General features: G+C 67.5%; 15 protein-coding genes and 1 pseudogene. 5 read left to right on the plus strand and 11 right to left on the minus strand.

Annotated features, from left to right (window positions below; translation table 11 throughout):
• Positions 1-7: 7 nt before the first annotated feature.
• The 6 genes and pseudogenes from F4Y45_10010 to F4Y45_10035 form a co-directional block, all read right to left on the minus strand.
• Positions 8-1,573 carry a hypothetical protein gene (locus tag F4Y45_10010; protein ID MXY24842.1) on the minus strand — a complete coding sequence of 522 codons (1,566 nt, stop codon included), beginning with the start codon at positions 1,571-1,573 and terminating at the stop codon, positions 8-10.
• 82 nt (positions 1,574-1,655) lie between these two features.
• Positions 1,656-2,087, minus strand: coding sequence for a hypothetical protein (locus tag F4Y45_10015; protein MXY24843.1), 432 nt, complete (start codon positions 2,085-2,087; stop codon positions 1,656-1,658).
• A gap of 211 nt (positions 2,088-2,298) precedes the next feature.
• A pseudogene (locus tag F4Y45_10020) lies at positions 2,299-3,009 on the minus strand (hypothetical protein).
• A gap of 282 nt (positions 3,010-3,291) precedes the next feature.
• A complete protein-coding gene (locus F4Y45_10025) occupies positions 3,292-3,771 on the minus strand; it encodes a hypothetical protein (GenBank protein MXY24844.1) in 480 nt (159 codons plus the stop codon).
• Between the two features lie 36 nt (positions 3,772-3,807).
• Positions 3,808-4,326, minus strand: coding sequence for a hypothetical protein (locus tag F4Y45_10030; GenBank protein ID MXY24845.1), 519 nt, complete (start codon positions 4,324-4,326; stop codon positions 3,808-3,810).
• A gap of 48 nt (positions 4,327-4,374) precedes the next feature.
• Complete coding sequence (locus tag F4Y45_10035; protein MXY24846.1) at positions 4,375-4,920, minus strand: hypothetical protein; 546 nt, start codon at positions 4,918-4,920, stop codon at positions 4,375-4,377.
• Between the two features lie 166 nt (positions 4,921-5,086).
• Between F4Y45_10035 and F4Y45_10040 the strand changes: the two genes are divergently transcribed.
• The 3 genes from F4Y45_10040 to F4Y45_10050 are packed head-to-tail and all read left to right on the plus strand — an operon-like array spanning position 5,087 to position 9,589.
• Positions 5,087-5,518: a cytochrome c gene (locus F4Y45_10040; protein MXY24847.1), complete on the plus strand. Its 432-nt coding sequence runs from the start codon at positions 5,087-5,089 to the stop codon at positions 5,516-5,518.
• 19 nt (positions 5,519-5,537) lie between these two features.
• Positions 5,538-7,430, plus strand: a complete 1,893-nt coding sequence (locus tag F4Y45_10045; protein MXY24848.1) for a hypothetical protein — start codon at positions 5,538-5,540, stop codon at positions 7,428-7,430.
• Positions 7,427-9,589 (plus strand): hypothetical protein, encoded by a 2,163-nt coding sequence (locus tag F4Y45_10050; GenBank protein MXY24849.1) that lies wholly within the window; start codon positions 7,427-7,429, stop codon positions 9,587-9,589. The genes F4Y45_10045 and F4Y45_10050 overlap by 4 nt, the downstream gene beginning before the upstream one ends.
• A gap of 9 nt (positions 9,590-9,598) precedes the next feature.
• On the opposite strand, the gene F4Y45_10055 is transcribed toward F4Y45_10050, so the two are convergent.
• Both F4Y45_10055 and F4Y45_10060 read right to left on the minus strand, forming a co-directional pair.
• Complete coding sequence (locus F4Y45_10055) at positions 9,599-10,381, minus strand: hypothetical protein (GenBank protein MXY24850.1); 783 nt, start codon at positions 10,379-10,381, stop codon at positions 9,599-9,601.
• Positions 10,375-11,346, minus strand: coding sequence for a sigma-70 family RNA polymerase sigma factor (locus F4Y45_10060; protein MXY24851.1), 972 nt, complete (start codon positions 11,344-11,346; stop codon positions 10,375-10,377). The genes F4Y45_10055 and F4Y45_10060 overlap by 7 nt, the downstream gene beginning before the upstream one ends.
• Here F4Y45_10060 and F4Y45_10065 point away from each other — a divergent pair.
• On the plus strand, positions 11,261-12,589 hold the full coding sequence (locus F4Y45_10065) for a spore maturation protein (protein ID MXY24852.1): 1,329 nt from the start codon (positions 11,261-11,263) through the stop codon (positions 12,587-12,589). The two genes, F4Y45_10060 and F4Y45_10065, sit on opposite strands and share 86 nt — an antisense overlap.
• A 52-nt stretch (positions 12,590-12,641) precedes the next feature.
• Here F4Y45_10065 and F4Y45_10070 read toward each other — a convergent pair whose 3' ends face one another.
• The 3 genes from F4Y45_10070 to F4Y45_10080 all read right to left on the minus strand — a co-directional run bounded on the left by F4Y45_10070 (position 12,642) and on the right by F4Y45_10080 (position 14,608).
• Complete coding sequence (locus tag F4Y45_10070; protein ID MXY24853.1) at positions 12,642-13,079, minus strand: cytochrome c; 438 nt, start codon at positions 13,077-13,079, stop codon at positions 12,642-12,644.
• 17 nt (positions 13,080-13,096) lie between these two features.
• The gene (locus tag F4Y45_10075) at positions 13,097-14,131 is read right to left on the minus strand and encodes a beta-propeller fold lactonase family protein (GenBank protein ID MXY24854.1); all 1,035 of its coding nucleotides are present in this window, start codon (positions 14,129-14,131) and stop codon (positions 13,097-13,099) included.
• Positions 14,132-14,209: 78 nt separating this feature from the next.
• Positions 14,210-14,608, minus strand: a complete 399-nt coding sequence (locus F4Y45_10080) for a hypothetical protein (GenBank protein MXY24855.1) — start codon at positions 14,606-14,608, stop codon at positions 14,210-14,212.
• A gap of 130 nt (positions 14,609-14,738) precedes the next feature.
• On the opposite strand from F4Y45_10080, the gene F4Y45_10085 reads away from it, so the two are divergent.
• Positions 14,739-15,461: a molybdopterin-dependent oxidoreductase gene (locus F4Y45_10085; protein ID MXY24856.1), complete on the plus strand. Its 723-nt coding sequence runs from the start codon at positions 14,739-14,741 to the stop codon at positions 15,459-15,461.
• Positions 15,462-15,482: the final 21 nt, after the last annotated feature.

The raw sequence follows: 15,482 nt of genomic DNA on the forward strand, positions 1-15,482 counted from the left end.
CGGATGCTCAGAAGCCAATATCGGAGAAAGCGGAGCCTACCCAACGCTTCACGCCGTCGATCGGGTTCAGAGCGTACCCGAAATCGAACCGGATACCCCCACGCGCCGCAAGCCGGTGGCTTCCCACGAGCAGGCTGACGCCGATCGCGCTCCGCAGGTCGCCGATACGAACCGGCGCTCCCTCCGGCCAGACGAACCCGCTGTCGAAGAATCCGGCGACGCCAAGCGAGAGAAGTTGCCAGACGTCGTCCGCTACGAACCATCGTTCCTCGATAGACAGCAGCAGCGATCGATCGCCCGTAAACTGCCGGACCGGGTACCCGCGTAACCCGCTCTCGATCCCCAGCCGCAACTGCACCTCCGGATCGAGCCTGTGGCCATGGACGTAGTCCAACCGTCCGATGAGCGCGGTGCGCGGCGATGGCTTCAGCAGATAGCGCGCGCCCGCCGATGCGCTGAGGTTCCGCCACAACGCTCCCTCGCGGCGCCCCCCGACGGCGGCGTTCAGGATGACGAAGTGATCGTCGTCGAAGACCACGCCCTGCTGATGGCCGGCGGCTACGAATGTCGCCCCCGCCGCGCCGCCCAACGCTTCGGAGGCCAAGCCGAGCGTCACATGGGACTCGGTTCCGAGGTTGAAGTCCTCCGTCCGTTCGAACTGATTGACATGGGTCAGCCGCACGAACCGATGCGACACCGCCTGCAGGCCCACTTCCGCGATTCCGAACTCGCGCCGCTCCGCTCCCACATGGTCCGAGCGGAAACGGTACGCGCCAAGGAGCCGGACCGCATGTGCGTCGCGACGAACAATGGCGCGGCCGACAGCCAGGTCGCTCCATCGGCCGCGATGCGGCAGGCGGTCGATTTCCACGCCGTGCTCGACGATCGGATCGGTTCGCCGGAATCCGCCGGCGCCGATCGTATAGGTCCAGGGATCCCGCAGTGAGAGGAACGGCCGGTCGATGAGGAACAGGCGGTCGTAGCCATCGCTCAACTGTGAAAGCGTTGCGGTGAGCCGGTTTCTCGTGTGAAAGAGCTGTTGGTCGTCGTACGTGAGGCGATCGATCGTTCGGTCGAGATTCTGGCGATGAGAGAAGGTGATTGCCTTGCCGAAGCCGAGCAGGTTCTTCTCGGAAGCGCCCAACTCCCAGATGGTGCGGTCCTCAACCTGCTGGAAGTCGACCCGGGGGGAAAGCGTCCAGCGATCCCACGTGGTGACGCGGACATCCACGCGGTCAGTGGCGCCATCGCCGTCGCTGTCCACCTCGGTCGTTTCCAGGCGTGCGTCGCGAAGAAACGGGAGATCCCGCAGGTTGCGCTCGGTCTGCTCGATCAGCTCGTAATCGACCGGATCGCCGCTCTCGAAGAGCAGGTCGTTTCGGACTACCCGCTCGCGCGTCCGCACGTGAAGGCGGTTGGCGAGCCGGTAGGGAGCGGTCCCGCCCGTTTCGAAAACCTCGTGGCTGACGACCTCGATTTCACCAATGACGGGCGGCGCGAACTGGGCGGAGACGGTGGCGGGAACCAGGAGGAAAACGATCAGCAGAGCGGGCACCGGGATTAGTGCAGACAAGAAAAGACCCTGTACGTCTCGTCAGAGACGCGCAGGGCCCTTTCAGAAACGCTGTCGTTCGAGACGAACGACCGGCGGCAGACTAGCGGCCAGGCTCGGTCGGATCGCGGCCGTCGCGCGGCGCGCCCGTGCCGGACGAACCCATGAAGAGCTTGCGGCCGTCACGGAACGTCAGGTCGCGTCCGTTGCCCTTGTTGGAGCCATCCTTGGCCTGGTAGCCATCGACGATGATCTCCGTGCCGGGCAACAGCGAATTCTTCGTGAATCCGCGGCGCAGCAAAGTGTTCGGTGTGCCGCCCTCGACCATCCAGACGGTCGTGCTGCCGTCCTCGTTGGTCACTTCAAGGTGGACCCACGCGTGCGGGTTGATCCATTCCATCTTGACGACCACGCCCTCGAGGTGGATCGGCCGATCGGCATCGAACTCCGCCGAGAACGCGTGATGAGCAACCGCGGGAACTCCTGCCAGAGCCACCGCCGCAGCAACCAGTGCCAAGATTGTCTTTGCTCGCATCGGTTTCGCCTCCTGTGTAATCACGAACGACTTGGAGATTATGGCTGGTCTCCTCGATTCCGTCAACTACCCGCCGGTCCTGAACGGGAAACTACCGCGGACCGGGCGCCTCACCCTCGAAAGCCGATCCGTAACCACTCGGCCGATAGGTCGGCGTCAGGTCCGGATCCTTCCGCAGATGCCCGTACATCACCTCTTCGGAGAACTCCACGCACTTGTACTCGAGAAGCTGCATGTTCTCGTCGATTCGGCGGTAGAGCGGCATCGAGATGGTCCAGGGCCGTGTGTAAACCTCCGGATCCTCGATGGTCGCCTCGTACATCAGATGGTTCGGGCTGACGGCAGTGTACCGCTCGACCACGTGGATCGAGTTGCTGTGGTGATTGCCGTTCCGGTCGAGCCAGGTGTCCGGCACCTGGGCGGTCACGTCGATGACCAGGGTCTCGCCATCCCACGAGCCGAGAGAATGCCCCATCCACGCGTCGACCGGCGCCTCGAAATCGGGCCGGTTCATGTAGACGACGCGACTGGCGCTGGCAAACTCGTAGGCGAACAGGATGTATTCCTCGGTTTGCACGATCTGGAATGGATAGGGCTGGTAGGTCGCCCGCGGGATACCCGGCATGTAGCACTTGACGGCGGGATCGCGCTCCACCCAGTACTGCGCGTTCTCCTGCTGCTGCGCCCGCGCCGCCGCGGTGTACGGGATTTCACCCCCCTCGACGATGCCGAGGCCGCCCGGAACCGAGAAGACCGCGCCCAGCTCGACGACCGGCCCGTGGCTCGCGGCGTGCGGCTCGATGTTCCAGTGATGGGAACCGATCGCCTGCCAGATCCCGTTCAGGTCAGGGGTCCCGAACGCCGTCCGCGGCGCCTGGTAGTCCTGCCCTTCCAACTCCGTAGTCCCGACCGAGAAGATCATCGCCACCGCCGCGACGGTGGCTACCGCGGCCGCGGCCAATGTACCGTTGAAACTGCTCCGATTTCGCATCTCAGGATGTCTCCCGGCCAAGTCCACCAGACGGCATCATGCCGCCGGCCGCCAGCCGCTGGTCCGGCGCCCCGCAAGGGCAGCCGGAATGTCTCGCCCAGTGTTCGTTCAGGGTGAACGATATAAACCGCTTCCCTCAGTGTCAAGGCCGACCAGTGTCAAGGCCGGCCGCCCCGAGGCCGCGCCGGCCGCCCCGAGGCCGCCCGTCGCCCCCTAGGACAGGAGGCCGATCAGCCGCGCGCCGATGGCGACTCCGGTCCAGATCGAAATCGAGAACATCCCGGCCACCTTCGGCCAGACCGGCCCGAGCTTCGCCTCGTCGGTGAGCGTGATCTTCCGGCGGATCGTGAAGGTGAACACCAGGCCCAACAGGAGCAACTCCATCTTCCACCAGAAGAAGGGACTGTAGTACTGCTTGAGGGCGGTCGACATCACGGACGGCCAGCCCGTGATGAGAAGCGCCACCATCCCCCAGATCATCCACGGCATGGCGTCGGAAGCGACCTTGGCGAGAGGAACGCGCGTCAGGCCGACACCGAGCAACCGCAGGTCGACCACCAGCACCGCGCCGGCGAACACCGAGAGGGCGACCAGGTGCATTACCTGCACGATTGGCGCGAACCAGGTGTTGTTGAGGATGTACGCGCTGAACGCGTGTTCCTGCATCCAGAAGAAGAACGGTTCGAGTGACATGCGCCTGCTCCTGCCCTGGGAGTCCGTGGTGAAACCCTAGAGGTTCAGATCCTTCCACCACTGCGGTACGAGGTCGGCGTAGGCGATCATCCGGCCGACGACGATGATTGATGCCCAGAACGCAATTGAGAGGGCGCCCGCCATTCGCGCGGCCGGCGGCGGCGTCCGGTCATTGTCCCAGCGCGACACCGACTGGTACGTAGTCGCGTGGAAGTACCACATGTTGAGGCCCGCCAGCACGAGCAGCAGGTTCTTCATCCAGAAGTAGAAATTCGTATAGAACCGCATCGGGTCGCTGTAGAGGAGCAGCAGACCGGTCACGATGCTGATGGCGAAGCCCAGCATCTGCCAGGGGAAGAGGCGGCGCTGCACGTCGGTGACCGAGCTGTTGAAGTTGCCGATGCCGGCGAGGCGCAGGTCCATCATCAGGATCAGACCGGCGAACATGCACATGCCGATGACATGCGAAGTCAGCATGATCGGATAGGCATTGAGCGACTCCCGGAGAGCCACGCTCGACTCCAGGGCGCCAGCCCATTCGAAGAGATCACGCATGTCGGGTGTTCTCGGAACGCTGCGGAACTGGGAAGTATCGCGTTGATGCTAGGGAACGCAGCGCGCCTTCGGCGGATCCGTATAACTGTCGCGATAGACGCTGTGGCAGTTGGAGCAGGCTTCGGCGACGTCGCCCGTAATGAACAGCACTTCGTCTTCGTCATATACCCGGCGGCGCGCCCACTCGGCCGCGGCCAGACCCACTTCGCGCAGTCGCGCGGTGTGCTGTTTCCAATCGTCCCGCTCAATGGGAACCGGCTCGCCGTTGCGGGCCGGATCGTCATCGACGTTCTCGCACTGGCGCGGCAACGTGATCAGGTTGGCCGACTCCGCCAGGGCTATGGCGGCATTCTCCACCTGCTCCCAGCCGGTGTAGATGCCGGAAAAGCGTGCCGTCGTCGAATCCCCCGCCGCCGCCTCCACCGGCGCGCCCGGATCCGCCGACTGTGCGTCGAAAATGATGTTGGAATTGGGGAACAGGATGCTGCGCATCACCTCGGCCAAATCTCCCGACGCCTCCGGCGGGGGATCCTGCTGCGCAGCTACCGGAACGGCGCCCAGCAGCAACACCACGAACACGCTCAGTACACGCATTGGTCGACTCCTCCGTACAGACTGTGCCCGATGCCTCGGCGCGCAGTGTACCCCGGCCTCCGAAAGGGGGTCAACTTACACGATCCTGAACGCGGGCGGCTGGCGGAGCGGGACCGGTGCGGTGTAGTCTTACAGCGAGTCCGTCCGGTAACGAGGAGGCGTGATCGTGTCCAATCTGACGCGTAAGGTGCTTGTTCTGGCCGCCCTCTGCGCGGCGTTCGCCCTGATCCTGGTGGCCGCGTCATCGGCCCCGCTCGCGGCGGCGAATGCCCCCGCGGCGACCACCACCGCCGCCCAGGACAACCCGGTCGAGGCGACGGACGAGTCGATTGCGGCCGGACGGCAGGTCTACGGGCGCTTCTGCCGCTCCTGCCATGGCATGCGGGGAGACGGACGCGGGATGGCGGCGCCGGCGGGTTCGCGGCCGGCCAACCTGATCGACGATCAGTGGGATCACGGCGATACCGACGCCGCGATGTACAAGGTCATTCGCGAGGGCGTGCCCCCGAAGTACGACATGGACGCCTGGGAAGGCCGGATCACCGACGACGAGATCTGGCACGTCATCAACTACCTGCGCGACCTCGCCTCCGAATAGCGGAGGCATCGGGCAACCGATGAGACCGCAACCAGCCCGCGTCCCGCACGCCGCCAGCGTGGCAGGCGGCATGGTCGTCGCCGCGCTGCTGGCGGTAGCTGCCCTGCCCGCCGCCACCCCACGCATCGATCTCGACGAGATCGAGCCGGGAATGCGGGGCGTCGGCGTCACTGTCTTCAGCGGCACGGCGCGCGAGGAATTCGGTGTCGAGGTGCTGGGCGTCATCAACAACGTGATGGGCCCCCGGCGATCGCTCATCATCGTGCGCCTCGATGGCGGGCCGCTCGCCGAGACTGGCGTCATCCAGGGAATGAGCGGCAGCCCGGTCTATTTCGACGAACGACTGGCGGGAGCGCTTTCCTACTCGCTCGGATCGTTCGCGAAGGAACCCATCGCCGGCATCACGCCGATCGGAGAGATGGTCGCCACCGACGCCACGCCGATGCAGGTGGCGCGGCGGCGCGCGTCGGCCATTGCTTTCGCGGACGGTGACCGCGTGCATCTGGCGGCCGCCATGAGGCGGGCGTTTGCGCGGACCGAACCGTTCGCCGGGCGGCCGGACGATGTCCGCGCCACGGGTCTGAACGCCGGCGAGGCCGCGCGGCTGGGCACGCAGCTCCAGCCTATCGCGACCCCAGTGCTCCTGAGCGGATTCGTCCCGGAAGTGATCGACCTGTGGGCCAGCGCGTTCGATGGCAGCGGCTTCGTCACCACCATCGGCGGAGCCGCGGCGGGCGCGGCCACGCAATCGAACGGCGACGGGGCGCCGCTCGAACCGGGCGACGCGGTCGGGGCGACATTGATGCGCGGCGACTTCGCGATGACCGGCACCGGCACCGTCACGATGGTCGACGAGGACCGTGTCTATGCCTTCGGCCATCCCTTCTACAACCTGGGCCGCGCGTCGCTGCCGATGACGCGCGCCCGCGTCACCACGGTGCTGCCCAGCCTGGCGATCTCGTCGAAGATCACCGCCATCGGCGACACCGTCGGTACCATCGATCAGGACCGGTCGACCGGGATCTACGGCAGTTTGGGCGGCGGACCGACCCTGATTCCGATCGACGTCACGTTGGCCGCGGCGGACCGGGAGTTGACCGAGTCCTTCGCGTTCGAAGTGATCGAGGACCCCTTCTTCACGCCGACGCTTGCGCTGACCGGACTGCTCAACACGCTGCTGTCGTGGACGGAGGACCTGTCGTCCGCCAGCACGCTGGAGGTTACCGGCGCCATACATCTCCGGGACGGGCATGACCCAATCCGGCTGCACAACGTCTATGCCGGCAACGGGGCCGCTCTCAGCGCCGCCGTGTCGGCCGCGGCGCCGCTCTCGACGCTGCTCGGCAATCGCTTCCTGCCGGTGGAGCTCGACCGCATCGAACTCGGCATCACTACGCGGGAAACGCCCCGCACCGCGCGGCTGGAGCGGGTACGCGTCGATGCGCCCCGCCCGCGGGCGGGCGACACGCTGCCCGTCACGGTCTCGGCCCGCACCGCGGAGGGCGAGCTGATCGTCGAGACCGTCAGCGTAAGACTGCCTCGCGACTTGACCGGCCGGGTGCAGATCCTGGTGGCGGACGCGGAGACTCTCCAGACCCGCGACGCTTCCGCCGGCCGGCAGCCACAGCAAGCCCGTTCGATAACGCAGTTGATCCGTGCGCTGAACCGGACCCGCCAGCAGGACCGCTTCTACGTGCAACTGCTCGCGGCACGGCCGGGCGCCGTGGTGCGCGGCCAGCCGCAGGTGGCGCTCCCCTCGTCGGTGCGCGCCGTTCTTGATGGCGACCGCGCCGGCGGCGACGTGACGCCGCTCACTGAAGCCACGCTCGGCGAGTGGGACGTGCCGACGGGCCACGTCGTTTCCGGCTCTCGCCTGATCACGCTGACCGTCGAGCCGGCCGGGTCGGGATGAGCCACCGCGCGGCCGGCCCAGTCGCTTTGCTCCTCGCCGTCTTCGCGGCGTTCGCCGCCCACGCCGCGTCGCCGGTCTTCTGGAGCGTATCGACGCAAGAGGAGTTCCTGGAAGGAGATGCGGAGAACATCTCCATCGATGCCGACGGGCGCCTGCGGATCGGTCCGGGCGCCGAGACCATCCACGACGCGGACGCGCCGTTTCTCTGGACGGTGGTGCGTGCCGGCGACGTGCTCTGGATCGCAGGCGGATCGGGCGACGAGACCGGAGGTCTGATCCGGCGGATCGATGCGGATGGCAGCGCGGAAACGCCGTGGCGGGACAGTGGATTCGATGTGCATGCGCTCGCGCCTGACGGTGACGGCGGCGTGTATGCCGCGACGTCGCCCGACGGCCAGGTCCTCGCCATCGACGCGAACGGTTCGACCCGGAACTGGTTCGACCCGGACGAGACGTACGTGTGGGCCTTGGCCACGCAGTCCAACGGAACGCTGTTCGTCGGTACCGGCAACCCGGGACGCATCTACCGGGTAGCGCCTGACGGAACGGCGGCGCTCTTCTACGACACGGGCGCGACGCATGTCCGCGCCCTTGCCATCGATTCGGCGGGACGCCTGCTGGCCGGCGCCGGCTCGCCAGGGCACCTGTTCCGGATCGATGCCGACGGAGAGGCTTTCGTCCTGCTCGACTCCGGACGTGAGGAGATCGTGTCGATCCGCGAGAGTGACGACGGCGTGATGCTGGTCACCGCAGCCGGCCAGGCCTCCGAGACCGCCGGCGGCGCATCGTCCCCCGGCGCCGTGGCGAGCGCCGCCACCGCGGCAACGGCGGTCATCTCCGCCAGCTCCGCCGGGGGGACCGGCAACGCCGGCCCCGGCGGGGCCGTGTACCGGATCGCCCCGGATGGGGTCTGGGACATCGTCTGGGACTCGACCGAGGCCACGCCCTACGACGCGGTGCACGATGCGGGCGGCGGCATCGTCATCGGCACCGGCCCGGACGGCAAGCTCTTCCGCGTTGTGGGCGAACCGCCCACCACCACCCTGCTCACTACCGCCGAGGCGCAGCAGGTAACCGGATTCGCCACCGAGCCGGACGGACGCATTGCCTGGACCACCGCGAACCCGGGGGCGGTCTACCGGATGGCGCCGACACTGGCCGGCACGGGCAGCTATCTCTCCGCCGTCCATGACGCGGAGACGATAGCGACGTGGGGAGTGATCCGCTGGCGCGCCACCACGCCGGAGGGCGGCAGCATCCGGCTGCAGACCCGCTCCGGCAACACGGCGACTCCGGGGGACACGTGGAGCGCGTGGTCCGAACCCTATGACGCAGCGGATGGCGCGGCGATCACGAGTCCCCGGGCGCGCTACCTGCAATGGCGGGCCGAACTGCGCGCATCGGGTGAGACGCCGATTCTGCGCTCCGTCACCGCCGCCTATCTCCCGCGCAACCTCGCGCCGGAGATTACGCGGCTGACCTTGCACGCACCCGGACGCGTCTACCAGCAGACCGCGACGGCAGGCGATCCGCCGATCGCCGGCCTGAATGGCGGCCGGGATCCCGCGGCGCAGCCGAACGGCGGCGCGGCGTCAATCGGGACGCCGCTCGGCCGCCAGGTTTACCGCAAGGGCCTGCAGGCGTTCGCCTGGGAAGCATCCGACCCGAACAACGACGCACTCCGCTACGAAGTGCGGTACCGGGCTGAAACGGAAGACACCTGGCGAGTCCTCGCCCGGAACCTGGCCGACCGGCTCTTCACGTGGGACACCACGTCAACGCCCGACGGGACGTATGTGGTGCGGATAGTCGCCTCCGACGCTACGGCCAACGCCCCGGCGAACGCGCTTACCGCCACGCGGGATACGGCGCCGTTCGATGTCGACAACACGCCGCCGAGGATCGAAGTGGCTGCGACGGACGGGCCGGCCGGTGGCGAGACCGTGGTCCGTGTCACCGTCACGGATGCGCAGTCCGCCGTCGCGCGCGTGGAATACACGCTCGATGCGGAGTCGTGGCAAGCGATCTACCCGATCGACGGGATTCCGGATGGCCGCGAAGAACAGTTCGACGTCACCCTGCCGGTGGACGAACTCGATCGGCTGGTGGTGCGCGCCACGGACGGGATGAACAACACGTCGACCGCCGGCGCGCGGTGACGGCGTCGATCACGCCGCCGGCGACGCGGGAACGGCCCCGAGGTCGGCCGCCATATCACCCTGGATGGTCACCTCTTCGACCACCCAGACCATATTGACCGCGACCGGGGCGCCGCGGTATTCCGCCGGCACGAACCGCGAGCCGGCCGCGGACCCGACCAGGCCGGCCCAACTGGGAGGCTCCGCTCCGCTCGAGTCGAGCACCTCCAGGACGGAAACGGTCCCCTCCTGCGTCAGCACGAGCGCGAACGTCACCCCGGTGGGATGCCCCGGCAGCGGGATCGGATCGGGCCGCGACAACAGCAGGGCGTCGGGACTCAGCTGCGGCGTCACCATGCCGGTCCGCAGACCGAGGGGATTCTCGTTCGAGCCTGGGTTCGAGAGCGACAACAGCCGCGCGGCAAGGGAGCCGGGCTGAGGTACCGAGCCGACAATGCTCGTCGCCAGCAGGGCGCAGACAAGCGTCACCGCACAGGCCGCACCCGCCGCCCAGACCAGATGCGGATACTCCGCCAGACGGTGGACGCCAGCCGTACGCGCCACCTCCCGCTCGGCCGCGACACGGCTGAGCACCATGTTGCCCGATGCGCGAAGACGCTCCGCGTACTTCGCGTCGATCGGTTCGCCCGCCGCCCGCTTAACCGCCCGGCTGAGGGCGCGCTCCCTCCTCGCCACGCGGGCGCAACCCGGGCAGTCCGCCAGGTGGTGGTCCACCGCGATCCGGCGAGGGATGGACAATTCGTCGTCCAGGTACGCCGCCAGCCGTCGCCGATTGAACCAGCAGGTCAGCATGGCCGCACCTCCTTGAGTGCGCGGCGAAGCGCCGCCCGCCCGCGCGCGAGGCGCGACTTGACAGCGCCGACGGAAACATCGAGCGAGAAGGCGATGTCCTGATAGCGCATGCCGTGCAGCTCGCGCAGGATCACGGCGGTCCGCTGATCGAATGGCAACGTCGCGATGGCCGCGCGCATCCGATCCGCAAGACGCCGGCGCTCGAGGCGGACATCGGCGCACGTTCCGTTCGGAGCCGCCGGCTCGCCGTTAGTCTCGGCGTAGGCTTCGTCGAGGGACACCTGGGAGATGCGCCCGCGCCGCGCCCACCAGCGCCGCCGGTTTCGGGCCTGGTTGATGGTGATCCGGTAGATCCAGGTCCGCAACGCGGCATCGCCGCGGAAGGTGCGGAGCGTCCGGAAGACGCGCAGGAATACCTCCTGGGACAGGTCGAGCGCCTCCTCCCGGTCGCCCAGCAGCGCGCACGCCAACTGGAACACCATCCCCTGATGGGTTTCGACCAGTTCGGAACAGGCGTCCTCGTCGCCGGCAACGCACCGCTCGACCAGCGACGATTCCGCCGTGGTGACGCCCGACCACTCGACTGCCGACGTGGTGCGCATTCGCTCGTCCTCGCGTTGGACCCGGAAGCGTCGTCCCGCTGCAAGCGTCGCACGCCTCGCGCGTTTGCGCAAGCTGGCGCGCCCTTGCGGGCGCGCCGGCGCAACTCCCAGCGGGCCTGCTCGGGCCGGTGCCCCCCTCATTGTTGGACACCGGCCGGATCGGAAAGTCTCGGGGCCCTGACGGGCACGCGACCTTCTTGCGCGATCTGCTGGAGAAGCGACTGCTATACCATTCGCTCCGGCGGGCTGGCTGCCGGCCCGCGCGTGAGTTCCCATGCTGAACGCCCTCTTCGTCGCGGTCACGCTGCTCTCGGTTCTCATTGCGGCGGCAACCGGCCGGATGGAAGCGCTGACCGGTTCCATCGTCACGTCCGCGCGAAGCGCGGTCGAACTGGCGATTGGACTCGTGGGCGTGATGGCCTTCTTCCTCGGACTGATGCGCGTCGCCGAACAGGGGGGGGTGATGTCGGCCCTCGCGCGCGTGGTCCGGCCGGTGATGCGCCGGCTGTTTCCCGAAATCCCGGCGGATCATCCGGCAATCAGCGCCATGATCCTGAACATCTCGGCCAACATGCTGGGGCTGGGAAACGCCGCGACGCCATTCGGCATCAAGGCGATCCAGGAGCTGGACCGACTGAACAGCCGTCCCGGGACGGCGACCAACGCCATGACGTTGTTCCTGGCGATCAACACCGCGGGGCTTGCGTTGCTGCCGACGGGGATGATCGGCGTCCGCGCCGCCCTCGGCTCGAACGACCCGGCGGGAATCGTCGCCACCACGTGGTTCGCCAGCGGGATGGCAACGGTGGTCGGAATCACCGCCGCGATCCTCCTGGCGCGACTGCCACGCTATCAGCGTAGCGAGCCGCCTCCAGTCGCCACGGACGCCCTCACCGAAGGCGGCGCCGCGCTGAACGCGGTGGCCGACCCGGCCGGCGACGCCGCCGTGGACGAACCTCCACTACCGCCGGAACGGGCGCCGGCACGCGTCTGGGCCGCGCGGGGCTTCTGGCTCGTCGTATTGGCTCTGGCGGCACGCGATTTGCTGTCGCGCCTGGGCGCCGAACCGCTGACGGAGGCCATCCGCGGCATCACCTCGTTCTGGATGTTGCCGGCGATCGTCGCGGCGTTCGTGCTTTACGGCTGGGTGCGGCGGGTTCGGGTGTACGACGCGTTGGTGGAGGGAGCAAGACAGGGGTTCGACGTCGCGCTGCGGATCATTCCCTACCTGGTGGCGATACTGGTCGCGGTCGGCATGTTCCGCGCCGCGGGCGGGATCGATGCGCTGGTAGGGGTGCTGGGACCGATCACCGGCCTCGTTGGACTCCCGGCGGAAGTGCTGCCGGTGGCGCTGCTCCGGCCGCTCAGCGGATCCGGCGCGCTGGGAGTGGCGTCGGAAACACTGACCGCGTACGGCCCCGATTCCCTGATCGGCTATCTCGCCAGCACGATCTACGGCAGCACGGAAACCACGTTCTATACGCTGGCCGTCTACTTCGGCGCGATCGGCGTCCGGCAGACGCGCCACACACTGCCAGCCTGCCTGCTGGCGGACGCCGCAGGCATCCTGGCCGCGACGGCAATCGTCAATCTGCTGTTCGGCTGACGACCGGCTTCACTACGGTGCGCCGGCCTCCAGGCCGGCCCATTTCGGCGTCCTAGGGATCGAATGGAATCTCGTGAAGCGCCGCCGGATCGTCGGACAGGGGTGTCTCCCCCGCGGCAACACGGTTGCCCCGGAGGATGGCGGCGACGATGGCGGCTGATTGCTCCGCAGTCAGGGTCCCGGGGGCATCCTGCGGCATGGTTTCCTGGATGTACTCGAACATCTCACCGAGCGAGCGGCCTCGCCAGTTATTCCGGAAAGTGTGGTCACCCAGCAGGGCGGCCATCTCCGGAACGATGGCGCGCAACTCGCCGTGGCAGACGGTGCACTGCTCCTCGTACAGTGCCTCTCCGGCATCCGCCTGGGCATCGGCGTAGATGCCATCCTGCGCGGTGACGGGAGACGTCGGCAGGATCTTCAGGGCGAACGCGGCTCCCGCCACACCACAGGCTGCCATGGTCGCGCCGCGGAGGAAAGCGGCAACGCGCATCCGAACCGATCCGGGCGCTACTGATCCAGGACGACGGTGGCGTTCCGCTTCGGCACCTGGCCGCCGGTCGGAATGTCAGCCACCACCTCTACGCTCTGGATGTCGACCGCCGCGACGCGGTTCTCACCCGAGATCGAGATGTAGGCGATCTTGCTGTCCGGCGTGATGGTGATCCAGTTGGGCGAGTGGCCCACGCGAACGCCGCCGACCAGTTCCAGGTCGGGGATCGTATAGACGTAGACGCTGCTGTTCAGACTGGAGTTCGCCACCAGGTACTGGTTGTCCGGCGTGACCCCGAGGCCATGCGCCGTGTTGCCGCCATGGCCCGGCGTCTGCTCGTCCATTGGAAGGGTCGGGAACTCGATCCGCTTGATTTCCTTGCGGGTCGCGAAATCGATGACCGCGAAGCCGTTGTAGTTGGAAAGCTGCGCATAGACGTACCGCGTCGAGCCGTCCGGGTTGACGTCCATCGCCATCGGCCGGATGCCGCGGTCGAAGTACGTGGTCCAGACCGGCCGGTCCGCCTCGGTGTCCACCACCGTCAGGTTCCGCGCACCGATCATGCCGGCGAGCGCGTACTTGCCGTCGGGCGTGACGTACGTGTTGTGAACGCCGCCATGGACCGAGATCGTCGCGATCATCTCGTTGGTCGACGTGTCCATCACGTCGAGGGCGCCCGGCGCCTGTGCGATCGCCGTGTACACCTTCTTCCCGTCCGGCGTGATCGCAATGTTGTTTGGGCGGCCGCTGAGTGGGACCTTCTCGATCACTTCCAGCGACCTCATGTCGACGATGTCGACGGTGTCGTCGGACTCGTTCGCCACGTACAGCAGCTTGCCGTCGGGCGACGGAACCGCGCCGTGCGCGCGCTCGATTCCCTTGATCTCGCCTACCACCTGGTTGGTCGTCGGATCGATCACGTGGACGTTGTCACCCGCGCTGTTGGTCTGGATGATCCGGACGGTCTGCGCCGACGCCGCCGGCGCGAACGCCAACGCGACGACCGCGGCCGCCGCCGCAAGTCCGATCCACCGGGATGTCGTCGTTGCCATTCTGTTGCCTCTCCTGTGCTTGTGTCGCCGTTGCTGCGTTCGCTCACACGCTCACGACCGCTCGGCCTGCCATGGCGCCTACTGTAACGTGGCGCCGTTCACCCACTCCGACAGGGTTACGAACCACGGATCCTCCTGCGAACTGAACTGCCGCCCGCCATTGTGGAACTCGTCTCCGCCAGCGGCTGGTTCGAGCGGATGCATCAGGAGCCGGCTCTCCGTTGGCTGGCCCGGCGTGACCAAGCGCATGAGCGACTCGAAGTTGGCGCGTGACTGCTCCTCCGTCCACATGTCCGCACCGGACTCGAGTTCCTGCAGGAAGCCGGCCGATCCCTCCGTGTGGCAGACGACGCAACGCGTGAAGCCTTCCTTCCGTTCCAGGAAAATCGGCTCCACTCGGGTGCGGTAGAACTCGAAATCGAGCTGGGGAGACGCGGGCTGCAGCGTCGCCGTCATCAGTGCCAGAATCCAGAACACGGCACACCCTCCCCTTGACCGCTGTCCGGCGATTCTACCACCGCCGGAATCGATTGCCTATTCCCCTTGCCACCGCTCCACCGCGGGATAGAATGCGTGCGATCCGGGCGGCAAACCAGGAGGGGCGGCCATGGCCATCTCGCGACGCAAGGCAATCTCCATTTCGGGTTCCACCCTCGCGGGGCTATCGCTGGGCGTTGTCCACCCCACGAGGGCGCATGCCGGTCAGGCCGGCGCGCAGGAGGACTGGCCGGACCAGCTTGTCGAACGGCCCCTGCGCGACGGATTCCCGGCGCCGCTACCCCTCAATCCGGACGGGTCGGCGCCCGAGCATCCGGAGAGCGCCGCGGGCCCCATCAGCGACCCTGCTCTGTGGCGCACCGAGGGTCGCCAGACTCCCCAGATCGACTTCGACTACCGCCGGATGCAAATCAAGGTGGACACGCGCGGCCTCGGCAGGCTGGCCGGGACGCTGCGCTTCTCGGATATCGAGGCGCTGCCGATCGTCTCCCGTACTTTCCTGCTGCAATGCGGGGCGCCGAACCCGCGCGGCATCGTCAAGTGGACCGGCGTCCGCTTCAGCGACTTCGCCGACATGCTGGGCCTTGTCCCGGGAGTTCACTACTGCCGGTTCGTCGGGTCGGACCGTTTCTACGTGGACGAGCCGATGACGACGCTGCGGCGCCCGCAGGTGATGCTGGCCTGGTTGATGAACGACGAGCCGATCGCGCCGAGGCACGGGGCGCCGCTGAGGTTGATCGTCCCGTTCCGCTACGGCAACCGCAGCATCAAGGCAATCACCGAGATGATTTTCTCGACGCCGGGGCCGCGCATGCCGCCGCTCCCGGCGTAAGTGGCGGCTCGCGAGCCGCCA

The sequence above is a fragment of the Acidobacteriota bacterium genome, assembly GCA_009838525.1.
GTDB lineage: Bacteria > Acidobacteriota > Vicinamibacteria > Vicinamibacterales > UBA8438 > VXRJ01.